The organism is Carboxydocella sp. ULO1, from assembly GCF_002049255.1.
Lineage (GTDB): Bacteria > Bacillota.
In genome coordinates this window covers 86,469-109,575 of the sequence record NZ_BDLQ01000132.1, presented here as the reverse complement: position 1 = coordinate 109,575, position 23,107 = coordinate 86,469, and the positions used below count along the sequence as shown (strand labels likewise).

Sequence of the window (23,107 nt, the reverse complement as noted above, 5' to 3'; positions counted from 1 at the left end):
GAGGAACAGGTGGCGGCTCTTTTTACCGCTTCCGGCATCGGCATGGTAATTGCCAAAGTTGCGGGAGTTTCGGGAGCTGCGGGAGGGTGCCAGGCTGAATGCGGCAGTGCTTCAGCCATGGCGGCAGCGGCAGTGGTGGAAATGGCCGGGGGTACACCGGCCCAGGCTGCTCATGCCTGTGCCATCGCCCTGAAAAATATTCTAGGACTGGTCTGCGATCCGGTGGCCGGGCTGGTGGAGGTGCCCTGTATCAAACGCAATGCTGCCGGTGCAGCCAACGCCCTGGTGGCCATCGATCTGGCTCTGGCTGGGGTTAAGAGCGTTATCCCGGTCGATGAAGTGATTTCGGCTATGTACCAGGTAGGACAGGCCCTGCCGGCTAGCCTCAAGGAAACAGCTTTAGGCGGTCTGGCGGCCACTCCTACCGGCTGCCGGCTGGCCCGGGAGCTAAGAAAAGGGGGAGAAGAATGAAAAAGCACTGGAAAATTTTATCCATCGCTTTAGCCCTGCTGGCTGCCATAGCCATCATCTGGCGGCTGCCGGGCCAGAGCGCTGAGTCACAACAGGCGGAGCTGGTGCCACCGCAACTGGCGTGGCTGCCCCGGGTAAAACTGGTATCGGGGCCGCCGGCCATCCAGCAGATTGCCATGATGCACGGTAAACCTCTGCAACTGGCCGAGGGCTATATTGCCATCTACCAGAGCGGGGACAGTGAGATTATGCTGTGGTTATCAGTATCCAATAACGAGGAAGAGGCGCTGAAACTGTTCCAGCAAATGGATGAAAAGATGCCGGCCAGTCAGGTCTTTACCGGCCGGCAGGAGCTGAAAATCAAAGGCCAGCAGGTGATTCGGGTAGAGGGTATGGGTCAGGAACATTATTACTGGGTACAGGGTAAGTACAACTACTGGGTAGCGGCCAACGGGGTGGCAGGCAGACAGGCGGTGGAGGAGTTAGTTGAGATAAAATAAGTCATAAAATAATAACAAACAAATGTTTGAGTGTTTATTTGGAGTATGCTATAATTTTTTTGAGGAAGGAAATGGCATCATCTCCCTGGGGAGGGGGTGAAAGGATGTTTCCAAAGCGCAAAGAAACAAATATTAAAGGGAAAATACTTCTGATACTGTTATTGACTAGCATGTTGCTATCGATATTGAAAACAGGAATTCCCTTGACAATAAACATAACTCCTGCAGGGATTTATATCAAATTCAATTAAAACTATTTTATGTTTGAATCAACTTCAGCCATTTCCTTCCTCTTCTACCTTGAAATTTTTCTTGAACTATGTTATTATAGTTATGCGCTTTGGAAACATGTTGTCAAGGGAAGTGTTTTCCCGCAAAAGGCTGTTTGCACAGCCTTTTTTCTTTTTTAATCAATTAAACATAACCCCAAATCCAGTGCCCACTGGCGGGCCTGGGCCAGTTCGGTGCCGGTGATGCGTCGGCGCAGGGCCGGTTCCTGCCTGGCCTGAAAAGCAGGATAATATTGTCCCATGATATTGATGGCAGTATGGGGGGAGATTTCCTGAGCCAGGAATTCCACCACTGCCCTGGTACCGGCCAGATCCTCGGGCAGTACCAGGTGGCGAACGATGAGACCCCGGCGGGCTAGGCCCTGCCCATCCACCTCCAGGTCGCCAACCTGCCGGTGCATCTCCTTGATGGCCTTACGGGCAACGGCGAAATAATCCTTGGCATCGGCCAGGCGCCGGGAGACAGCGGGGGAGACAAATTTCAGGTCAGGCAGGTAGATGTCCACTACCCCTGCCAGCAGCCTGAGGGCGCTGACCTCATCATAACCGCCGCTGTTGTAAACCAGCGGGATAGTCAGGCCCCGGGCCGCGGCCAGCTCCACTGCTTCCAGGATGGGAGCGACGAAATGGGACGGGGAAACGAAATTGATATTGACACAACCCTGTTTTTGGAGATAAAGCATGATTTCCGCCAGCTCAGAACTTGAGACTTCTTCACCCGCATCCGCTTGACTGATGTCACAATTCTGGCAGAAAATACAACGCAAATTGCAGTTACTGAAAAAAATGGTGCCGGAGCCGCCCTGGCCGACCAGTACCTCTTCCTCGCCAAAATGGGGGGAATAGGAGGCGACCAGGGCCCGGGCGCCGGAACGGCAGTAGCCTTTCTGGCCTTCCAGTCGATTGACCCCGCAGTGGCGGGGACAGAGATGGCAGCTGGCCAGGGCAGCCCAGGCCTTTTCGGCCCGCTCTGCCAGCTGACCGCTGGCGTGCAGTTGCCGGTAGGAGGGCGCTATGTCCATAATGATCTCACCTCACATGGGGCGGTTTGATGCCTGCCGCATCAAGGGCGATTTCATAACCATAGGCGGCCTGGCTGAAAAGGCGCTCAGCTTCAACCTGGGCCGTGCAATTCGGCCGGAGGCCAGCTGAGGGCGATGTTCTTGAAGCCGAGGGTGACGGTGGCCTCCTGGTGAACCTTGATTTGGGCCAGGCTGATGATGACATCTGCCTCTGCCATCAGGCGGTTAACCTGCAGAACGGGTAAAAGGGGATGGTTCAATTTTAATTCTAGATAGGGCCCATAGTTTAAATCAACAAATTCCCCACCAGTTTCCTGAATGACATTGAGAAATCCCTGTTGTTGCAAAACCAGAGGAGTAGGGTCACCGCCCGAACCGGCCGCCACTACCAGGCGGGCAGGTTGAAAATCCTGCAGATACAGGAGCAAGCGCTGTAGAGTGCCGGCGGTGATGGTGCCACTGGCTGGAGGCTGGTTTTTAACCAGATTAGGTACTACTACCACTGTATCCCCAGGGCGGAAGAGCTGGGTGTGGGGCAACAGTTCCAGAGCCTGGATCAGAGCATCTCCTTCGTAAGGATGGCGGGTAATGGCGATAAAAGGCTGATGAACGCGACGACGACGCTGATTCATGTTCTCGACCTCCTTCATCAAAGTATAAGGTGGACAGATTGACCGGGGAAAATGTACATTTACCCCAAAGTTGTTCTTGCCAAACAAACAATGTTCTGGTAAACTATTAACAGTAAATCCTTTAAGTTAGCCCGGGAGGCTAGCAAGGAGCTGTTTAACAGTACATAAGCTTTTCTGGTACTGGGTAAACTGTGCCTGCTTGCTGAACTGGGCAAGCAGGCATTTTTGCTGGAGAGGAGGGAATCCTCGTGGAACTCAGGGAAAAGACCCAGCTCATGGATCCGGAAAGCATCCGCCGCGCTCTTACCCGCATTGCCCATGAAATAGTGGAAAGAAACAAAGGGGTGGAAAACCTGGCCCTGATTGGCATTCGCAGGCGGGGTGTGCCGCTGGCCGAACGGTTAGCAGCCAAAATTGCTGAATTCGAGGGAGTAGCTTTGCCGGTTGGATTGCTGGATATCACCCTTTACCGGGACGACCTGACCACCCTGGCCCAGCAGCCGGTGGTACATAAAACCCAGGTACCCTTTCAGGTAGAAGGAAAAAAAATTATCCTGGTGGATGATGTCCTATTTACCGGTCGAACGGCCCGGGCTGCGCTGGATGCCATCATTGATCTGGGCCGGCCCCGCTTTATTCAGCTGGCAGTGCTGGTGGACCGGGGACATCGGGAGCTTCCCATCCGGGCTGATTTCGTCGGCAAGAATGTTCCCACCTCCCGCAAAGAGGTCATTTCCGTATATCTGCAGGAAATTGACGGGGAAGATAAAGTAGTTTTACAGGAAATAGTGGAGTAGCCCTTTAAAACTGGTCCTGTGAGGCCGGCAAGGGTGGATATACTAACCGTTAATGTCGGGTTAGTCTGCCTTCCTGCCCTTTCAGGCCGGAAGGCTTTTATTTTACATATCAGAAGAGGAGGACTCATACATGAAGAAACGCTTTGATGTCCACGAAAGACCGCCAATAGGACAGGCCCTGGTCCTGGCCCTGCAGCATGTTTTCGCCATGTTCGGGGCGACGGTGCTGGTGCCTTTCCTGACCGGTCTGGATCCAGCAGTAGCCCTCTTTACTTCCGGGGTAGGGACTATCATCTTTCACCTCTTTACCGGCGGCAAAGTTCCTGCCTATCTTGGCAGTTCCTTTGCCTTTATTGCTCCTCTGGCAGCCTGGGTAACAGGGGCGAAAGACTTACCTGGCGCTATGGGTGGGGCTTTTGTGGCCGGTCTGGTTTATGTTCTGATGTTCTTTTTGATCCGTGCCTTCGGTACGGAATTCATTCACCGGCTGGTACCCAGTGTGGTGGTGGGTCCGGTAGTAATGATTATCGGTTTAAGCCTGGCAGGTGTAGCTGTCAACAACATGGCCTCCTTGCACTGGCCGACAGCCATCTTTACCTGTGTCATGGCTATCATTTTCAGCATCTTCGGCCGCGGTTTTATGAAAGTAATCCCTATTCTGCTCGGCATTATCTCTGGCTATATCTTCGCTATCGTTTGGAACATGGTGGAACCCACCACTATCGGTGAGAACATGAAACTGGTGGACTTTGCTCCCTTTGTCCAGTCGCTCAATCCTGATACATTGCTGGGTTATTTTCATCTGCCCCAGTTTGTTCTGCCCGGTTTCAAGATGGCGGCAATCTGGGCCATTGCACCTATAGCCCTGGTTACCATTATCGAGGACCTGGGCCATGTGCTGGTAATTGGCAATGTGACAGAACGGGATCTGATCAAGGACCCTGGTTTTGACCGGGTCTTGCTGGGGAACGGTCTGGCTACCTCCATTGCCTCACTGTTCGGTGGCCCGCCCAGCACTACTTACGGGGAAAATATCGGGGTACTGGCCATTACCCGGGTGTTCAGCTCCTTTGTTATCTGGTGTGCAGCCGGTATTGCCATCCTGTTGAGCTTTTTCAACCCGGTACGGGTGCTGATCAGCACCATTCCGGTGCCGGTGATGGGTGGAATTGTCATCCTGCTTTTCGGGATGATCGCTGCTGCTGGTATCCGCACCATGATTGAAGCTAAAACCGACCTGTCCAGTACCCGCAACCTGATTATTGTCTCCATCATCCTCATCCTCGGGGTAGGGCTGAAGGACCATGGGGTCAGCTATGCTACCCTGGCGGGGATTATCCTCAACCTGATTCTGCCCCAGGATAAAGTAGAAGATGATGCGGTTCTGACCTTAGAACCTGATACTGTAGAGGAAACAAAACGCCTGCATTAGGAAATACTCCTTTAAGGCAGTCCCGTGAGGCTGGCAAGGAGGGCAAAACAGGCGCGCTTGCTGCTGCCCTTCTCCGGCCTGCCGGGGGAGGGCGTTTTTTGTATAACCGGAAAGGAGGATGGACTATGGCCTGGCAACGCAAGGACCTGCTGGGTCTGGAGGACCTGAGCAGGGAAGAAATCGACCTGATCCTTGATACCGCTGACGCCATGAAGGATATCGTTCTACGCCCGATCAAAAAGGTGCCAACCCTGCGGGGGACGGTGGTACTGACTCTGTTTTATGAACCAAGTACCCGCACCCGTACTTCCTTTGAACTGGCGGCCAAGTATTTGAGTGCGGATACTGTCAATATTGCTACCAGTACCAGCAGTGTGACCAAGGGGGAATCCCTCAAGGACACGGTGCGGACCATCGAGGCTCTGGGTACGGATATTGTGGTTTTGCGGCACAGTGCCGCTGGCTCGGCGGCTCAGCTGGCTAGCTGGGTGAAGTGTTCGGTTATTAATGGGGGAGATGGTACCCATGAACATCCCACCCAGGCCCTGCTGGATATGTTCACAATCAAGCAGCGGAAAGGAACTATCGCCGGACTGACAGTGACCATTGTGGGGGATATCCTGCACAGCCGGGTGGCCCGCAGCAATATCTGGGGCTTGACCAAAATGGGAGCCAGAGTGCGGGTGGTAGGGCCGGCCACTCTGTTGCCCCGGGAGATCGAAAAACTGGGGGTAGAAGTCTATCATAGCCTGGAAGATGCTCTGCCCGGGACGGATGTCATCAATGTCCTGCGCATCCAGCGGGAAAGGCAACAGGCCGGCTTGTTCCCCAGCCTCAGGGAATATGCCTGTCTCTATGGTATCAACCGGGAGCGACTGGCCCTGGCACGACCGGATGTGCTGGTTTTGCATCCTGGTCCGATGAACCGGGGCGTGGAAATCAGTCCGGAGGTGGCGGAAGGGCCCTGGGCGGCCATTGAGGAACAGGTAACCAATGGGGTGGCTGTCCGCATGGCGGTTCTGTATTTGCTCAAGGGGGTGCATTCAGATGCTGCTCATTAAAGGAGCGGAAATAGTTAACCCGGCGGGTAGTTATAGCGGCAAAGGGGATATCCTGATTAAGGAGGGGAAAATAGCTGCCATTGGCCCGGAACTTCACCTGGAAGGGGTGCCGGTACTGGCTGCCGGGGGATTGCTGGCCTTTCCCGGCTTGATTGATGTCCATGTCCATCTCCGGGAACCGGGACAGGAGGCCAAAGAGACCATAGCCAGCGGAACCCGGGCAGCGGCGCGCGGTGGCTTTACCGCTGTAGTCACCATGCCCAATACCAGCCCCCCGGTGGACCGGGCCATTCTGGTGGAAGGGCTGCGGGCCAAAGCGGAACGGGAAGGGGTGGTACGGGTTTATCCCGTTGCCTGTATCACCAAAGAGCAGGCCGGAGAGGAGATCACAGAAATGGCCGACCTGGCGGCTGCTGGAGCAGTAGCCTTTTCCGATGATGGACGGCCGGTGCCTTCTGCGGCGGTGATGCGGCGGGCTTTGGAGTATGCTAAAATGGTAGGCAGGCCCGTTCTTTCCCACTGTGAGGAACCGACCCTGGCCCGGGGTGGGGTGATGCATGAAGGTTACTGGTCTACCCGCCTGGGGCTCAAGGGGATTCCGGCAGCGGCGGAGGAAATCATGGTGGCCAGAGAGATAATGCTGGCCCGGGAGACCGGGTGTCCTGTCCATCTCTGCCATCTCTCCACTGCTGGCAGTGTGGAGCTGTTGCGCTGGGCCAAAGCCCGGGGTATACCGGTAACAGCGGAAGTAACTCCCCATCATCTGACTTTAACAGCAGCGGCGGTAGCTGGTTATGATACCAGTACCAAAGTCAATCCGCCCCTCAGGGGGGAAGAGGATCTGACTGCTTTAAAACAAGCTTTGGCCGAGGGGATTATAGATATTATCGCTACTGACCACGCCCCCCACACCAGGGAAGAAAAGGAACAGGAATATGATCTGGCTCCCTTTGGCCTGGTGGGGCTGGAAACGGCGCTGGCCCTCTGCTGGCAGGAGCTGGTTGGAAAGGGCATCCTGACCCCGGCCCAGCTGGTAGAAAAAATGGCGGTCAATCCGGCCCGCCTGCTGGGCATTGAGGGAGGGCGGCTGGTGGAAGGAGCTGCGGCTGACCTGGTGCTCTTTGACCCGCGACGGGTAGAGACGGTAACTGACGAAAGCCTGGTCAGCAAAGGCAAGAATACCCCTTTTCTGGGCTGGACTCTGACTGGCTGGCCGGTTACCACTATTGTCGGAGGCAAACTGGTCATGCAGGAGCGCAAACTTTTGGTCTAATTCAGCAAGGGAAGGAGCTGGAGCATGGACGGCTTTTTGATACTGGAAAATGGCGCGGTATTTCAGGGCAAAGCTTTTGGCGCACCGGGGGAGAAAACCGGGGAAGTGGTGTTCAACACTTCTATGACCGGTTACCAGGAGATTTTGACTGATGCCTCCTATTGTGGTGAAATTGTAGTTATGACCTATCCCCTGCAGGGTAATTATGGCATCAATGCCGAGGATTTTGAGCATAAACAGTCCTTTGTCCGGGGCTTTGTGGTCCACGACCTCTGTGATGAACCCAGTAACTGGCGCAGCCAGTCCAGTTTGCACCGCTTTCTGGCCGAACGGGGGATTGTAGCCCTGCAAGGTATCGATACCCGGGCCCTGACCCGGATGCTAAGGCAGAAAGGCACTATGCGGGGCTTGATTACCACCAGCAAGGCGCCACTGGAAGAATGGTTGCAGACAGTGCGACAGGCTCCTACCCTTTCCATGGAGGAGCCGGTACCTACAGTTACCTGTGCCGCGCCTTATCAGGTGGAAGGAGGCGCAGGACCGCATATCGTGGTTATTGACTGTGGAGCCAAAGGCAATATCATCCGCTCCTTGCGGGAAGTGGGGGATTGCCGCATTACAGTAGTGCCGGCTCGTACCGGTGCGGAAACCATCCTGGCCTATCAGCCGGACGGGGTGCTGATTTCCAATGGTCCCGGCGATCCGGAACGGGTACCTTATGTGATCAAAACCGTACAGGAACTGCTGGGGAAAGTCCCCCTCTTCGGCATCTGTCTGGGCCATCAGATTCTGGCCCTGGCCTGCGGGGCCAGAACCTACAAGCTGAAATTTGGCCATCGGGGTGCTAACCACCCGGTACAGGATCTGGAAACAGGTCGGGTTTACATCACGTCCCAGAATCATGGCTATGCCGTAGCAGAGGATTCCCTGGCTGGCTTACCTCTGCGGGTGACCATGAAAAACCTCAATGATGATACAGTGGAAGGGATCAGGCACCTGCAATATCCGGCCTTCAGTATGCAATATCACCCGGAGGCTTCGCCCGGACCGCGGGATAACCTCTATCTTTTTGAACAGTTCTTGACTCTGGTGGGGAGGGGATAAGATGCCGAAACGGAAAGATATCAAGAAAATCATGGTGATTGGCTCCGGCCCCATCATCATCGGCCAGGCGGCGGAGTTTGACTATGCCGGCACCCAGGCCTGCCGGGCCTTGAAGGAAGAAGGCTATGAGGTGGTCTTGATTAACTCCAACCCGGCCACCATTATGACAGATAGCAATATGGCCGACCGGGTCTATCTGGAGCCATTGACTCCAGAGTTTGTGGAGGCAGTATTGCGCAAGGAACGGCCCCAGGGACTGCTTCCTACCCTGGGAGGACAGGTGGGGCTGAATCTGGCCCGCAGTCTGGCCCAGTCCGGGGTGCTGGAGGAACTGGGCGTGGAATTGCTGGGAACGCCCCTGGCGGCCATTGAAAAAGCGGAAGACCGGGAATTATTCCGCAGTTTGATGGCTGAGCTGGGGGAACCGGTTCCGGCCAGTGAAATTGTGGAGCAATGGGAAGAGGCCCGGGCCTTTGCCGAAAAGATTGGTTTTCCCCTCATCATCCGGCCTGCTTACACTTTGGGCGGCACCGGTGGCGGGATTGCGCATAACTGGGAACAGCTGGAGGAAATTGTCCGCCGGGGCCTGAAGCTGAGTCCTATCGGCCAGGTGCTGGTGGAACAGAGTGTGGCAGGCTGGAAAGAAATAGAATATGAGGTGATGCGGGATAGTGCCGATAACTGTATCACCATCTGTAATATGGAGAATATCGACCCTGTGGGTATCCACACCGGGGACAGCATAGTGGTGGCTCCCTCTCAGACCCTCAGTGACAAGGAATACCAGATGCTGCGGTCTGCGTCCTTGAAAATCATCCGGGCCCTGGGTATTGAGGGAGGCTGTAATGTCCAGTTTGCTCTGGACCCCCATAGTTTCCGCTATGTGGTGATTGAGGTAAATCCCCGGGTTAGCCGTTCTTCCGCTCTGGCCTCCAAGGCTACCGGCTATCCCATCGCCAAGGTGGCAGCCAAAATTGCGGTAGGATTGACTCTGGCGGAAATTCCTAATGCGGTAACGGGTAAAACCAAAGCCGCCTTTGAACCCGCCCTGGATTATTGTGTGATCAAGATTCCCCGCTGGCCTTTTGATAAATTCACCACAGCAGACCGCCATCTGGGCACTCAGATGAAGGCTACCGGCGAGGTGATGGCCATAGACCGTACTTTTGAAGGGGCCCTGCAAAAAGCGGTGCGCTCTCTCGAAATCGGGCTGGATGGCCTCTATCACCCCCGGCTGGCGGCAGCAGCAGATGCCACTCTCTGGCATAAAGTAGAAAATCCCGATGATGAGCGGCTATTTGCTATAGCCGAGCTCATCCGCCGCGGGATGGAAGTGGATGAGCTCCATCAGCGCAGCCGGATAGACCGCTGGTTCCTGCGCAAAATCCGCAATATTGTCAATTTCGAATTTGCTATCAGCGCCTGGCGGGGCAAGCCTCTGGATGACAGTCTGGCCCGGCTCTTGCAACAGGCTAAAGCCTGGGGGTTCAGCGATTTCCGGCTGGCCCGCTTACTGGGACTAAAGCCGGAGAAGATGCGGGATTTGCGCAAACTGCTGGAAGTAGCCCCTGTTTATAAAATGGTGGACACCTGTGCGGCGGAATTTGAGGCGGAAACTCCCTATTATTACTCCACTTATGACCAGGAAGATGAAGTAGAGAGCAGCCCGCGGCCGAAAGTGGCGGTGCTTGGCTCTGGCCCTATCCGTATCGGCCAGGGGATTGAGTTTGACTATTGTTCCGTACATGCCGTCTGGGCTTTGCGGAAAGCCGGTTATGAGGCGGTGATTATCAATAACAACCCGGAAACGGTTTCCACCGATTTTGATACTGGAGACGCCCTCTACTTTGAACCCCTGACGGTAGAGGATGTCCTCAATGTGCTGGAAAAGGAAAAGCCCCTGGGCGTGCTGGTGCAGTTTGGCGGGCAGACGGCCATTAACCTGGCCGCTCCCCTGGCCCGGGCAGGGGTGAAAATCCTGGGAACGACGGTGGAAAACATTGACCGGGCCGAAGACCGGAAGAAGTTCGATCAGGTTCTGGAAGACCTGGACATTCCCCGGCCCCCGGGCCGCACAGTCTTCTCCGTTGATGCTGCCGTCAGGGCCGCTGAGGAAATCGGTTATCCGGTACTGGTGCGTCCCAGTTATGTCCTGGGGGGCAGGGCAATGGAAATAGTCTACAACCAGGAAGAGCTGCTGACCTATATGGAATGGGCAGTGGAAGTCAACCCGGAACACCCGGTGCTGGTGGATAAATATGTGGTGGGCAAGGAAGTAGAGGTGGATGCCATCAGTGACGGGGAAACGGTGGTAATCCCCGGCATTATGGAACATATCGAGCGGGCAGGGGTACACAGCGGTGACTCCATTGCCGTTTATCCTGCCCTGCATCTGGGACCGGAAGTCATTCGGCGCATTGAGGATTATACCATCCGCCTGGCTCGCCATCTGGAAGTGAAAGGTTTATTAAACATTCAGTTTGTCCTGGATGGAGAGACAGTGTATGTAATTGAGGTTAACCCCCGTTCCAGCCGGACGGTGCCCTATCTGAGCAAGGTAACGGATGTACCAATGGTGGAACTGGCTACCCGGGTAGCCCTGGGAGAAAAACTGGCCGACCTGGGCTACCGGACCGGACTGGTACCGGCCAGGGATTTTCATGCCGTCAAGGCCCCGGTTTTCTCCTTTGGTAAACTGACCCAGGTGGAAACATCCCTGGGACCGGAAATGAAGTCCACCGGGGAAGTGCTGGGGGTTGACCATGAATATACCATGGCCTTTTACAAAGCCCTGCGGGCAGCAGGCTGGCAGCTTCCCCGGGAAGGCACGGTCCTGCTCACAATTGCCGATAAGGACAAGGAAGAAGCCCTGGAGCTGGCCCGCTCATTCCTGGATCTGGGGTATAAATTGCTGGCTACGGGTGGTACCTGGCGATACTTACAACAAGCTGGATTGCCGGTAGAAAAGGTCAACAAAATCCGGGAAGGCAGCCCCCATATTCTGGACTACCTGCGGGAGGATAAAATCCAGCTGGTAATCAATACCATGACCAGAGGCAAGGTGCCCCAGCGGGATGGCTTCCAGATTCGCCGGGCAGCAGCCGAATATGGCGTCCCCTGTGCCACTTCTCTGGATACGGCCCGGGAGATGCTAAAAGTGCTGGCTGACCTTACCCGGGGCCAGAAATGGCAACTGGTCGCCCTGCAGGATTACCCGCGCCTGGGCCGAGGAGAAAGACAGTGGTATTAAGGAAAGGAGGTCAGTCCAGTGGCCGGGACCGGAGTATATAACGGGAAAATCCTGGAACACCGCCATCTCAATGATTATTACAGTCTTTTAACCATAGAAGTACCGGAAATCGCCATGTATGCCAAACCGGGACAATTTGTCATGGTAGCTTGCCGGGAGCAGGGGAGTCTGGATCCCCTGCTGCGCCGGCCCTTGAGCTTGCATAATATCCTCGCCGATGATGGGCAGATCCAGCTGCTCTACCAGCTACGGGGTAAGGGAACAACCTGGTTATGGCAGCGTAGACCCGGGGAAACTTTAAGCCTGCTGGGCCCGCTAGGCCGGGGCTTTCGTCTGCCTCCTGAGGTTAACAAGGCAGTGCTGGTGGGAGGAGGAATTGGCAATGCTCCATTGCTGCCCATTGCCCAGGTGCTGGCCCAGTTTGAGCTGGAAAGCCGCTTTTTCACCGGCGCCAGAAGCGAGGCCCATCTGGTAGGGGTGGAACCCATCGCTGCTCTGGGCATTCCGGTACATATTAGCACTGAAGATGGTTCCGTCGGTCGGCAGGGCCTGGTTACCGAGGAGCTGGCAGTTTATCTAGAACGGGAAAGGCCGGACTATCTCTATGCCTGTGGTCCTTTGCCCATGCTTAAAGCGGTAGTTAAACTAGCCCGGCAATATGGTATGGCCGGACAGGTTTCCCTGGAAGAGACTATGGCCTGTGGCATTGGCATCTGCCTGGGCTGTGACTGTGGTGGCAAAAAGGTCTGTAAAGAAGGGCCGGTCTTTGCCATCGAGGAGGTGGTGCTGAATGACTGAGCCCAACCTCACTACCAGCCTGGGGGCTTTGCAGCTGGCCAATCCGGTACTGACAGCTTCCGGTACCTGCGGCTTCGGGCTGGAACTCACTCCTTTCGGAGATTTGAACCAGCTGGGGGGAGTAATCCTGAAAGGCACTACCCTTACTCCCAGAGCAGGCAATCCAACTCCCCGTCTGGCAGAAACACCGGCCGGGGTTCTCAACGCTATCGGACTGGAAAACCCGGGGATAGAAGGATTGTGCCGGGATGTCCTGCCTCGGCTCACAGCTTTTCAATGCTCTTTTCTGGCCAATATTTCCGGCAATACAGTAGAGGAGTACGGGGAGCTGGCTGCCCGCCTGGAGCGAGAAGCGGTGATTGCAGCTATTGAAGTCAATGTCAGTTGTCCCAATGTCAAACAAGGGGGCATTATGTTCGGCACCCAGGCTGAAGCCCTGGCCGAGGTAACCAGAACGGTTAAAGCCCATACCACCAAACCGGTGATAATCAAACTTACCCCCAATGTAACGGACATCGTGGCTCTAGCCCGGGCTGCTGCTGAAGCAGGGGCTGATGCCCTTTCCCTGATCAATACCTTGCAGGGAATGGCCATTGATATCCGGCGCCGACGGCCGGTACTGGCCAATATTTTTGGGGGTCTGGCCGGACCGGCCATCAAGCCGGTGGCTTTGCGCTGTGTCTGGCAGGTTCATCAGGCTTTACCGGAAATGCCTCTGCTCGGTGGCGGAGGTATTATGAGCGGGGAGGATGCCATCGAATTTTTCCTGGCCGGTGCCAGTGCGGTCAGCATCGGTACTGCTACCCTGGTGGACCCCCGGGCTCCCTGGCGGATCCTGGCGGAAATCGAGGAGTTCTGCCGCCGGGAAGGGGTCAGGGATTTGGGTGAACTCATCGGGGCCGCCCACAGGAAGGAGGAATAATGGCCGTGGAAAAACTGATTCTGGCCCTGGATGTAGATACACTGGCGGAAGCCCAGCGCCTGGTCAGCCTCACTGCCGACTATGTAGGTATGTACAAAGTGGGGATGCAGCTTTATTATAGCTGTGGCCCTGAGTTGCTCAGCTGGTTTCGCCAGAATAACCTCAGAGTCTTTCTCGACCTGAAACTGCATGATATTCCCAATACTGTGGAACAGGCCAGCCGGGTTCTGGCCAGCTATGGGGTGGAGATGTTCAATGTCCATGCCGCCGGGGGACCAATCATGCTGAAAGCAGCTCTGGCCGGGGCTCAGGCCGGTGCAGTAGCAGGCAAGCGGCCACTGTTGCTGGCGGTTACCGTCCTGACCAGTTTTAGCCAGAGCGAATGGGAAGCCACTCTGGGGCAAAAAGAGGAAATCGGCCAGCGCGTCCAGGCCTGGGCCCGCCTGGCCAGGCAATGCGGCCTGGATGGCGTGGTAGCTTCTTCCCGGGAACTGCCTTTAATACAGCAAGCCTGTGGCCCTGAGTTCGTTACTGTTATCCCCGGCATCCGTCCTCTTTGGGCGGCAGCAGGGGACCAGCAGCGCATCATGACCCCGGCCCAGGCTCTGCGGGCAGGGGCCCATTATCTGGTGGTAGGACGGCCGATTACCGGCAGTGCTGATCCTCGCGAGGCAGCGCGCCGGGTGGCAGAGGAAATGGCTGAGGCTCTAGCAGAGGGAGGTAGATGAGATGTTAAGTCAGGCTGATGTGATTGCCATTTTCGAGAAATGTGGTGCTTTACTGCAGGGACATTTTTTGCTGACCTCAGGAAAACACAGTGACCGCTACCTGCAATGCGCCCAGGTTTTACAATACCCTGAATATACCCGCATGATCTGTGCCAGTCTGGTGGAACAACTGGGGGAAGAACCGGAAATAGATGTGGTAGTAGGACCGGCTATGGGTGGAGTGATCGTAGCTTATGAGATGGGGCGGCAGCTGGGCAAACGGGCTCTGTTCACGGAACGGGAAGAGGGGAAAATGCGGTTGCGCCGCAATTTCAGCATCAGGCCGGGAGAACGGGTGCTGGTGGTAGAAGATGTTATCACCACCGGCGGTTCTGTTCAAGAGGTTATTGATGTGGTCAAAGCGGCAGGAGGAGAAGTGGTAGGGGTAGCCGTTCTGGTGGACCGCAGTAACGGCAGGGCTGATTTTGGCGTACCCCTCTACAAGGCACTAACTGTGGCAGCAGTGGCCTGGGAACCGGAAGTCTGTCCCCTTTGCCAGGCCGGGGAACCGGCAGTCAAACCGGGTTCGCGGGGTTTAAAATGAGAGAGAGGTCCCGGATTTGGGACCTCTTTTCCTTTACAGGGGCAGAACTGCTCCCTGATACTTCTCTTCAATGAATTTCTTGATTTCCGGGCTGAGCAGGACTTCACCCAGAGCCTTGATAGCTTCCTTGTTCTCGTCCCCTTTACGAACAGCGATAATATTGCCAAAGGTTTGGGCAGCCTCACTGTTTTTGTCTTCAGAAACCAGGGCATCCTTACCGGCGTTCAAACCGGCCTCGACAGCATAGTTACCATTGATGACTGCCAGATCCACATCAGGCAGGGAACGGGGAATCTGGGCGGCATCCAGTTCCTGGATTTCCAGCTGTTTGGGGTTTTCGATAATGTCCTGTTTGGTGGCCTTTAAGCCTACTCCGGGCTTGACTTTGATCAGACCGGCCTTTTCCAGCAGGAGCAGAGCCCGGGCTTCATTGGTGGGGTCATTGGGCACTGCGATTTTGGCCTTTTCCGGCAGTTGAGCCAGGTCTTTGACTTTACCGGGGTAGATACCCATCGGCTCGAAGTGAACTTTGACGGTATAAGTCAGATCCAGCTTGTTTTCCTTACTGAAGTCCTCCAGATAGGGGACGTGCTGGAAGTAATTGGCATCCAATTCACCATTAGCCAGGGCTTTGTTAGGCAAGATGTAGTCAGTAAACTCCACAATTTCCAGCTTGATGCCTTTTTTCTCCAGCAGCGGCTTGGCTGCTTCCAGAATTTCCTTGTGGGGAACGGGGGTGGCACCTACTTTAAGTACTACTGTTTCTTTGGCAGCGGGTTGTTCAGCTGCCTTTTCCTGCTGGCCGCCACAGCCGCTGATTAATCCTGCCAGCAGGGCCAGACCGGTGATGAGAGTCAGAGCTTTGCGTTTGAACATTTTTGTTACCTCCTTATTTATGTTTTTTATTGTATAGCTTGGCAAGATAGTTGCCAAAACTTTGAATGACTTGGACCAGAATAACCAGCACCGCGATGGTGGCCAGCATGATCTCGGTCTTATAGCGATAATATCCGTATTTGACCGCCAGGTCTCCCAGACCGCCGCCGCCGACAAAACCAGCCATGGCTGAATAACCGATGAGGGTAATGGCTGTAATGGTGGCACCCAGAATCAGTGAAGGGATGGATTCTGGCAACAGGACTTTAAAAATTATCTGGAGCGGGGTTGCTCCCATGGCTAAAGCTGCTTCCACCAGGCCGCGGTCCACTTCTTTGAGAGATGTTTCGACCATCCGGCCGACAAAAGGAACAGCACCAATGACTAGGGGCACTGTGGCAGCAGTAGTGCCAATAGATGTTCCCACCAGTAACCGGGTCAGAGGGATAACTGCCACCAGCAGGATAATAAAAGGGATGGAGCGGGTGGCATTGACGATAGCTCCCAGAGTCCGGTTGAGGAGAGGGCTTTCCCAGATGTGTCCTTTTTCAGTTGTTACCAGGATTACTCCCAAGGGCAAACCAAAGATATAGGATAGTACCAGAGCGATGCCGGTCATATACAGGGTTTCCCCCAGGCCTACCCAGAGCAGTTGCAATTCATTAGAACTCATATTCCAGCACCTCCACCTTTAGCCCGGTTGTGTGTAAGTAGCTAAGGGCCTTTTCCACTTCTAGGGAGTCACCGCTGATGTCCAGAGTCAGGATGCCCAGGGGTTGTCCCTTGATATAGTCGATATTGCCGGCCATGATATTTACTGTTACAGCGAATTTTTGCCCCAGGGTGGCCACTATCGGTTCAGCGGCATTGACGCCGGTAAAGACAAGCCGAACCAGGCGGTGAAAACCGGGCCGGTGGACAATCTGCCGGTAGAAGTCTGATGGCAGGTCCAGCTGATACAGGCTTTCGATAAAGGCTCTGGTGGTCTCCCGGGTGGGGTGGGCAAACACATCCAGTACCGGGCCGGATTCGATAATTTCTCCAGCTTCCATGACATAGACGGTATCACAGATTTCTTTGATCACATCCATTTCATGGGTGATAAGTAAAATGGTCAGTCCCAGCCGCTGATTGATATCCAGCAATAATTGCAGGATAGACCGGGTGGTGGCAGGGTCTAAGGCTGAGGTTGCCTCATCGCATAACAGGACACTGGGATTGCTGGCCAGAGCCCTGGCGATGCCAACCCGCTGTTTTTGGCCTCCACTGAGCTGGGCCGGATAGTTGTCGGCCCGATCGGTCAAGCCAACCAGCTCCAGCAATTCATCGACGCGCTTTTTGATTTCCGCCCGGGGTACACCGGCGATTTCCAGGGGGAAGGCGATATTTTCCCGCACGGTACGAGAAGAAAGTAAGTTAAAATGCTGAAAAATCATGCCCATTTTGCGCCGGGCCTGGCGCAGCTGTTCACCCCGCAAGCTGGTAATCTCCTGTCCATCGACGACAATGGTACCTGAAGTCGGAGTTTCCAGCAGGTTGACACAGCGGATGAGTGTACTTTTTCCGGCACCGCTGTAACCGATGATGCCGGCGATTTCCCCTTTGGATACAGACAGGTTAATATTTTTCAGGGCTTGTACCGGTCCATTGGGGCCTTGAAAAACTTTACTTAGTTCAGTAATTCTGATCATTGCTACCTCTCCTGTGCTAAAAATTAAAGGCACCCGAGAGGTGCCTTTTTATACAGGTTACCTCTCTTATCTCTCAGGCAGTTTGCCTGCAGGAATTGGCACATTTCCGTCTCATAGACGGCTGTTGCCGGGTTTCATCGGGCCAGTCCCTCCACCTCTCTGGATAAGAGTCTTATCCCTATGCGTTTATCGTAAGCCAACGATAAATAAATTATCAGGTATTACAGGAAGTGTCAAGAGTTAAAACTCAATTTTTATTAATTTATTTTCCCAGGTACGTAAAATGGCATGATCTTTGGCTATTACTTTAGCGTAGTCAGGACTAACAGGGATTTTACCAAGACCACCTGGTGCGTTTACGATATACTGGGGAACTGCCAGGCCAGAAGTTTGGCCTCGCAATTGGTCAATAATTTTTATTCCTGTGGTAATGGGGACACTGAAGTGAGCTGTACCCAGTACTTTTTTGGGATGGAAGATATAATAGGGACGGATTCGAACCTTGAGTAACTCCTGGTTCAGCTTTTTCATGACATGAGGATTATCATTAATACCCCTTAATAACACGGCCTGGTTGCCCAGCACCACTCCGGCCTTAATCAGGCGGTCAATGGCCTGTTTAGCTTCAGGGGTGACCTCTCGGGGATGGTTGAACTGGGTATTTATATATATAGGCGGATGCTTTTCTAATATAGCGGCCAGCTCTGGAGTAATGCGCTGGGGCAGGGTTACCGGTGCCCTGGTGCCGATGCGCTTGATTTCCACATGGGGAATCCGATCCAGCTCGGTTAATAACCAGTCCAGACGGGAATCGGAAAGCAACAGGGCATCACCGCCGGTAATCAGCACATCCCGGATTTCCGGGTTTTTCCGAATGTAATCCAGGGCCTGTTCCAGCTGATCCAGGGCCAGATGGCGATCGATTGTACCGATATTGCGTCTTCGCTGGCAATGCCGGCAGTACATGGCACACTGGTTGGTAACATTGATAATTAATCGATCAGGATAACGCCTGGTAATGCCGGGAGCAGGGGAAGAGTATTCTTCACCCATGGGATCAAGTTCTCCTTTTTCATCCTGCAGTTCCTGGATTTGAGGGATGGCTTGCAGACGCACCGGATCATCGGGGTTGTTCCAGTCCATTACAGCCAGGTAATATGGTGAAATGGCCCAGCGAAACCTTTTTCCAATGGTGTTTAAATCAGCTATCTTTTTTTCGGATAAAGGAATAAATTGCGCCAGTTGCTCCGCTGTAGTAATACGGTTACTGATTTGCCATTTCCAGTCCTGCCAGTTATGTTCTGAAGCTTGAAATGCTGTCAGGATACGTTCCTTTTGCTGAAGGAATTGTTCAAAAGTAGTGAACCCGGTTGGAATATGGTCTTTTATTTTCAGATAATCCTGGATGGTATCCTTTAGCTCACTGGCTCTGGACAGGGAAATGGACAACCTGGTATCCAGCTGTAACATAATTATCCCTCCTCTTCTAAAAATGTAAAATAAAAAACCCCGTAATTAACGGGGTTTTTGGCGCAGACAAAAGCTATCTAAACCACCTGTCAGTACTGACGGTGGCTGAAAACCTCTATCAACGCTTACGAAGTTAGCTGACGGATTCGGGCCGATAGCTAGCCCTACGCCAAAAGGCGATTCACCCCGAAAAAGTGGTTCCCCCGCTCTTCCATCAGGAAGATTCAGCGTTATCCTATTCAATTTTTTAATATTAATATATCTTAAACAAAGTGAATTGTCAATGTAATTAGTTGGCGACAGACAAGTCTGTCCGCTGAGCGATAGTCATGGCTACAGGTTGATTGATTATAATAGCACCTGCAGCTACTAGATCTTTTAGCGCTTGCTGGGTTGCCAGAGTCAACTCGCGCGGATGGTTAATCCGGGTAAAGATATTGATTGGGCCTGACTGGTTCAGGACCTGGCAGAGTCCAGCAGTAATGCGCTGGGGTAAGACTGCCGGGGTTCTAGTAACGATGCCGACAGAGCGGATATGGCTTATTTTCCTGATTTCCCTTAACAACCATTCCAGGCGGCGATCAGAAAGCAAGAGGGCATCACCGCCAACCAGGACTATTTCCCGGATTTTCTTCTGCTGAGCCAGAGCATTAAGGGTAGATTGTAACAAATCTAGAGCCAGATGCCGTTCAATCAAGCCCTGCTGACAGGTCAGGGTACAATAGCTGCAATAGATGGCACACTGATTGGTTACTGTCAGCAGATACCTGGTCTCCTTTTTATCCAGCCCGACAGGACAGCCAGCCACGGTTTTGTCCCGCCAGGGCAGAACTTGCAATTTGAGTGGGTCATCAGGCTGTTCCCAGTCAATGGCTGCCAGGTAATGAGGGGTGATGGCCCAGCGTCTATGGGCTGAAGCATTTCTAAGCAGAGAAATTTCCTTTTCAGTTAAAGGGAGAAAATGAGCCAGGTCAAGAGGACTGGAGATGCGGTTAGCCAGATGCCAGCGCCAATCCTGCCACTCAGCCTCGCTGGCCTGCAGGTGCTTAAGGATAATGGATTTTTGCTGCTGGTACTTCTGGTTTCGTTCCATCTTCACTCCTCCTTTCCAATCATTCTATATACATCAGGAATGGTCAAAAAGTCAATGCCTTTTTGCAATTTTTCTGGTATAATTAGATAGAAAACTTGAGCGAAGGGGTGTTAATCTTGACCAATGTATCGGGTTGGCTGGCTTTTGCCGCTGGTGTAGTTTCCTTTGCTTCACCCTGTGTATTACCTTTGATTCCCGCCTATGTAGCTTATCTGGCTGGCAGTACCCAAAATGCCACTCTTGCCGAGGGGAAACGGCTCAGACTTTTAACCAGGGCGCTTTTGTTTATTCTAGGTTTTTCATTGCTTTTCATTTTGCTGGGAGCATCTGCCAGTGCAGTGGGCAAACTACTGTTGCAATATAAAGACATATTACGCCGAATAAGCGGGGCATTGATTATCATTTTTGGCCTGTTTATGACAGGGCTGCTGCCACTGGAGATGTTCTACCGGGAAGTGCGCTGGCAGGCCACTCCCCGGGCTGGTGGATTAGGGGCTTTTTTGCTGGGCCTGGCCTTTGCGGCCGGCTGGACTCCCTGTGTGGGGCCTATCCTTTCGTCTATCTTGCTTTATGCCAGTACGGAGGCTACTGTCAATAAAGGCATTTATTTACTTTCCCTTTATTCTCTGGGACTGGGTTTACCTTTTCTGGTTACTGCCCTGGCTGTTGACAAATTTCAGTCGGCATTAAACAGGATGGCCAGGTTTTTGCCCGTGGTTTCCCTGGTGGCCGGGGTGATTATGATCATCCTGGGGATCCTGATTTTTACCAATAAACTGGGGCTGATTGCCGGATATTTTTCCTGGTTGGCCATCTAGACGGGGTGAGAGGATGGAAAAGAGGGAAATAGTTTTCCAGGTGTTACAAGGACTCAAACCAGAAGTAACTCCCTGGGGAGAACTGCTGGCTCCTGCTGACCTAACCGGTTCCACCTGGGAAGAGAAAAGTCAGTTCTGGCAACAGTACGGCGCTTTCCTGGTCGTGGAAGGGCCGGAGCGGCCAGCGCCTCAGGATACCGGGCTGGAAATCGAAGGCAGAAGAATCTGGCTGGATGAATGGGGACGTTTTTTCTTCTGGTGGGAAGATTGCCCCCTTTATGTGGAACCGGCGGTGGATTTTTTGCGCTGGGAAACTACCATTAACTGGCCGGAAGCGACTGCATACGATTACGGTTATTTCAGGCGCTGGCGGCAGGAGAGTGACCTGTTTGTCTTCGCCCTGCTGGATGGCCCATATCAGCTGGCCAGTACGCTGGTGGAGTATACCGCTTTCCTCAATGCCTGTGAAAACAATACGGAGAAGATGGGGCAGTTCTGGCAGGCCCTGGGGGAATACCAGCTGGAACTGGCCCGGCTGGCCATTCAGGCCGGGGCCCAGGGGATAATAATCGCCGATGATTTTGCCAATCAACTGGGCCCGGTAGTACCAGGCCATATTCTGGCGGTAGCTCTGTTTCCTGTTTATGATTTCCTGGCCCGGGAGTTAGAAAAGGATGGTATACCGGTATTATTGCATTGTGATGGGGACTTGCGTTCCATCTTGCCAGCCCTGACCCGTACCCGCTTACGGGGCATACAGGGACTGGAGTGGGCCTGTGGCCAGGATCTGGGCGATGCGGAACTGGTCAAGTTGCTAGGGAACCTGCTGGTGATGGGTAATCTGGATCCAGGCTGGCTGGAAGGGAATATCAGCCCGAAGGAATTTGAACAAAGGCTGGCGAAGGTCTGTGCTGCTGGTCGCACATTGCCGGGTGGGCATATTCTCGCCACCAGCAGCGGGTTAACCCGTAGAACCAGGAAGGAGTATCTGGATTTATTAAGCAAGAGATAAAAAAGGGGCAGGGCCAATTTCCGATCACCCTGCCTTTAAAAACATTACAAGAAAATATATGAGTTATGGGAGGTAAGAAGGGAGAAATAGCGTTGCGGAGGCAAGTGATAGTGAAGGTGTTCACTTAACCTCGACACAGTAATGATAACACTTATTTGCTCTTTTGGCAAGAGGTTGGCAAAAAATTTAATTTTTCAGAAAATGATAGGATAGGGCCAGCAGAAAAGCAAGTCCTGCATACCCTAGCAGGGGATAGAGGGTTTCTACCAGTAAGCTGAAAGGATAGTGGGAAAAGAGAATGGCTGCGGCCAGCAGGATGAAAGACCAGAAGAGGGGAGGTTCACCCCATTTATCCTGTAAACGGACAGCCAGACCAAAGAGATTGGCAATCATGGTAGTGAAGATTTCGGTCCACAGCACCAGGATAACAATCAGGCGGATAAAAAATGGGTGTGGCTTGACAATATACAGGATAGGGATTTCGAAGTCCAGGATCTGGGGAAAATGAACCAGCACCACCAGGGCAATCAAAACAGTAAGCAAGCCTATCCCGAGCGCACCCAGCCAGGCTCCCAGATAAAGGGGGCTGCTTTTTTGACTTTGGCCACCCAAAGGGGCTAAAATAGTGGCAGATAATATCAGATTATAGGAGAGGTATAAAAGGGAAGCCAGCAGCCAGTGGGGCGCTACTCCTGGGCTGGCGGGAGGTTGGGCCATTACTTCCCAGCTCAGGCCGTGATAAAAGAGGGAATAAAGGCTGATCCCCAGAACCATAAGGATCAAGAGGGGCACCAGCCAGGCATTGGCGGCCAGGATGCCGCGAACACCAAAAAAGAGAACCAGCAAGGCGAGCAAGGCAGCCAGAAGAATGCCCCACCAACGGGACAGGCCCAGATGTTCTTCAAAGACAGCTCCGGAAGCTGCAAGCATGATTAGCAGGGTGGAAAAAAGAAAGGCATTGAGCAGCCAGTCGAGAAAACTACCCAGCAGGGGGCCAAACAGCAGACGAAAGAGAGCAGCGTGGCTGCTGGCATTAATTTGCCAGGCAAAGCGCATGACCAGCATACCAAAAAAGCCAAAGCCGAAAGTGGCCAGTAAAATGCCCCAGAGGCCCTGGGTGCCGTAGGAAGAAAAAAACTGCAGGGTTTCCTGACCGGAGGCAAATCCTGCACCTACCATGGTACCAATATAGGTGGCGGCAATTTGCCAGGCAGAAAAATTTTCTTTTTTAACCATGCACTTACCTCCTGCTTCAGTGTACAATTAAAATATATGCAGGAGGGA

The 23,107-nt window shown here is 53.5% G+C and carries 23 protein-coding genes and 2 riboswitches; of the genes, 15 read left to right on the top strand and 8 right to left on the bottom strand.

The features are described 5' to 3' along the window. Together ULO1_RS13985 and ULO1_RS13980 are read left to right on the top strand one after the other, a co-directional pair. The coding region (locus ULO1_RS13985) for an L-serine ammonia-lyase, iron-sulfur-dependent, subunit alpha (protein WP_200806976.1) at positions 1-471 on the top strand (471 nt) is incomplete at its 5' end. Next, positions 468-971: a hypothetical protein gene (locus ULO1_RS13980; protein WP_079933778.1), complete on the top strand. Its 504-nt coding sequence runs from the start codon at positions 468-470 to the stop codon at positions 969-971. The genes ULO1_RS13985 and ULO1_RS13980, both read left to right, overlap by 4 nt. Positions 972-1,377: 406 nt before the next feature. Here the strand turns inward: ULO1_RS13980 and ULO1_RS13975 are convergent, their stop codons facing one another. Then, the gene (locus ULO1_RS13975) at positions 1,378-2,283 is read right to left on the bottom strand and encodes a radical SAM protein (RefSeq protein WP_079906594.1); all 906 of its coding nucleotides are present in this window, start codon (positions 2,281-2,283) and stop codon (positions 1,378-1,380) included. Here ULO1_RS13975 and ULO1_RS14860 point away from each other — a divergent pair. Beyond that, positions 2,276-2,413 (top strand): hypothetical protein, encoded by a 138-nt coding sequence (locus ULO1_RS14860; RefSeq protein ID WP_159446558.1) that lies wholly within the window; start codon positions 2,276-2,278, stop codon positions 2,411-2,413. The genes ULO1_RS13975 and ULO1_RS14860 overlap by 8 nt on opposite strands. Here ULO1_RS14860 and ULO1_RS13970 read toward each other — a convergent pair. Beyond that, entirely contained in the window at positions 2,376-2,915 is a 540-nt protein-coding gene (locus ULO1_RS13970; RefSeq protein WP_143311946.1) for a DUF362 domain-containing protein, read from the bottom strand. The two genes, ULO1_RS14860 and ULO1_RS13970, sit on opposite strands and share 38 nt — an antisense overlap. A gap of 248 nt (positions 2,916-3,163) precedes the next feature. On the opposite strand from ULO1_RS13970, the gene pyrR reads away from it, so the two are divergent. The 10 genes from pyrR to pyrE all read left to right on the top strand — a co-directional run bounded on the left by pyrR (position 3,164) and on the right by pyrE (position 14,863). Beyond that, positions 3,164-3,712 (top strand): bifunctional pyr operon transcriptional regulator/uracil phosphoribosyltransferase PyrR, encoded by a 549-nt coding sequence (gene pyrR, locus ULO1_RS13965; protein ID WP_107753288.1) that lies wholly within the window; start codon positions 3,164-3,166, stop codon positions 3,710-3,712. A gap of 130 nt (positions 3,713-3,842) precedes the next feature. After that, positions 3,843-5,144 (top strand): uracil-xanthine permease family protein, encoded by a 1,302-nt coding sequence (locus ULO1_RS13960; RefSeq protein WP_078664864.1) that lies wholly within the window; start codon positions 3,843-3,845, stop codon positions 5,142-5,144. A 125-nt stretch (positions 5,145-5,269) separates the two neighbouring features. Next, positions 5,270-6,205, top strand: a complete 936-nt coding sequence (locus tag ULO1_RS13955; protein WP_078664863.1) for an aspartate carbamoyltransferase catalytic subunit — start codon at positions 5,270-5,272, stop codon at positions 6,203-6,205. Continuing rightward, positions 6,192-7,478 (top strand): dihydroorotase, encoded by a 1,287-nt coding sequence (locus tag ULO1_RS13950; protein ID WP_079933777.1) that lies wholly within the window; start codon positions 6,192-6,194, stop codon positions 7,476-7,478. The genes ULO1_RS13955 and ULO1_RS13950 overlap by 14 nt, the downstream gene beginning before the upstream one ends. Before the next feature lie 24 nt (positions 7,479-7,502). Then, complete coding sequence (gene carA / locus ULO1_RS13945) at positions 7,503-8,582, top strand: glutamine-hydrolyzing carbamoyl-phosphate synthase small subunit (protein WP_079933776.1); 1,080 nt, start codon at positions 7,503-7,505, stop codon at positions 8,580-8,582. 1 nt (position 8,583) lies between these two features. Beyond that, positions 8,584-11,832: a carbamoyl-phosphate synthase large subunit gene (gene carB, locus ULO1_RS13940; RefSeq protein WP_079933775.1), complete on the top strand. Its 3,249-nt coding sequence runs from the start codon at positions 8,584-8,586 to the stop codon at positions 11,830-11,832. Between the two features lie 18 nt (positions 11,833-11,850). Continuing rightward, positions 11,851-12,630 carry a dihydroorotate dehydrogenase electron transfer subunit gene (locus ULO1_RS13935; RefSeq protein ID WP_078664859.1) on the top strand — a complete coding sequence of 260 codons (780 nt, stop codon included), beginning with the start codon at positions 11,851-11,853 and terminating at the stop codon, positions 12,628-12,630. Continuing rightward, positions 12,623-13,552, top strand: coding sequence for a dihydroorotate dehydrogenase (locus tag ULO1_RS13930; protein WP_079933774.1), 930 nt, complete (start codon positions 12,623-12,625; stop codon positions 13,550-13,552). The genes ULO1_RS13935 and ULO1_RS13930 overlap by 8 nt, the downstream gene beginning before the upstream one ends. Further along, the gene (gene pyrF, locus ULO1_RS13925) at positions 13,552-14,280 is read left to right on the top strand and encodes an orotidine-5'-phosphate decarboxylase (protein WP_079933773.1); all 729 of its coding nucleotides are present in this window, start codon (positions 13,552-13,554) and stop codon (positions 14,278-14,280) included. Before ULO1_RS13930 ends, pyrF begins: the two co-directional genes overlap by 1 nt. 1 nt (position 14,281) lies before the next feature. Continuing rightward, complete coding sequence (gene pyrE, locus ULO1_RS13920) at positions 14,282-14,863, top strand: orotate phosphoribosyltransferase (protein ID WP_079933772.1); 582 nt, start codon at positions 14,282-14,284, stop codon at positions 14,861-14,863. A gap of 33 nt (positions 14,864-14,896) precedes the next feature. Here pyrE and ULO1_RS13915 read toward each other — a convergent pair whose 3' ends face one another. From ULO1_RS13915 to ULO1_RS13895, 5 genes are all read right to left on the bottom strand, one after another. Further along, the gene (locus ULO1_RS13915) at positions 14,897-15,739 is read right to left on the bottom strand and encodes a MetQ/NlpA family ABC transporter substrate-binding protein (protein ID WP_078664855.1); all 843 of its coding nucleotides are present in this window, start codon (positions 15,737-15,739) and stop codon (positions 14,897-14,899) included. 13 nt (positions 15,740-15,752) lie between these two features. Beyond that, the gene (locus tag ULO1_RS13910; RefSeq protein WP_079906603.1) at positions 15,753-16,412 is read right to left on the bottom strand and encodes a methionine ABC transporter permease; all 660 of its coding nucleotides are present in this window, start codon (positions 16,410-16,412) and stop codon (positions 15,753-15,755) included. Beyond that, positions 16,402-17,430 (bottom strand): methionine ABC transporter ATP-binding protein, encoded by a 1,029-nt coding sequence (locus ULO1_RS13905; protein WP_079906604.1) that lies wholly within the window; start codon positions 17,428-17,430, stop codon positions 16,402-16,404. Before ULO1_RS13905 ends, ULO1_RS13910 begins: the two co-directional genes overlap by 11 nt. A gap of 63 nt (positions 17,431-17,493) precedes the next feature. Beyond that, positions 17,494-17,600: riboswitch (SAM riboswitch) on the bottom strand. Between the two features lie 70 nt (positions 17,601-17,670). Further along, positions 17,671-18,900 (bottom strand): glutamate 2,3-aminomutase, encoded by a 1,230-nt coding sequence (gene eam / locus ULO1_RS13900; protein ID WP_079906605.1) that lies wholly within the window; start codon positions 18,898-18,900, stop codon positions 17,671-17,673. Between the two features lie 108 nt (positions 18,901-19,008). Further along, positions 19,009-19,140, bottom strand: a riboswitch (cyclic di-AMP (ydaO/yuaA leader). 49 nt (positions 19,141-19,189) lie between these two features. Further along, a complete protein-coding gene (locus ULO1_RS13895) occupies positions 19,190-19,993 on the bottom strand; it encodes a hypothetical protein (RefSeq protein WP_079906606.1) in 804 nt (267 codons plus the stop codon). Positions 19,994-20,109: 116 nt separating this feature from the next. On the opposite strand from ULO1_RS13895, the gene ULO1_RS13890 reads away from it, so the two are divergent. Next, complete coding sequence (locus tag ULO1_RS13890; protein ID WP_078664850.1) at positions 20,110-20,811, top strand: cytochrome c biogenesis CcdA family protein; 702 nt, start codon at positions 20,110-20,112, stop codon at positions 20,809-20,811. Positions 20,812-20,824: 13 nt separating this feature from the next. Further along, positions 20,825-21,823: a uroporphyrinogen decarboxylase family protein gene (locus ULO1_RS13885; RefSeq protein WP_078664849.1), complete on the top strand. Its 999-nt coding sequence runs from the start codon at positions 20,825-20,827 to the stop codon at positions 21,821-21,823. Between the two features lie 186 nt (positions 21,824-22,009). Here ULO1_RS13885 and ULO1_RS13880 read toward each other — a convergent pair whose 3' ends face one another. Then, the gene (locus ULO1_RS13880; protein ID WP_079933771.1) at positions 22,010-23,059 is read right to left on the bottom strand and encodes a hypothetical protein; all 1,050 of its coding nucleotides are present in this window, start codon (positions 23,057-23,059) and stop codon (positions 22,010-22,012) included. Between the last annotated feature and the right edge of the window lie 48 nt (positions 23,060-23,107).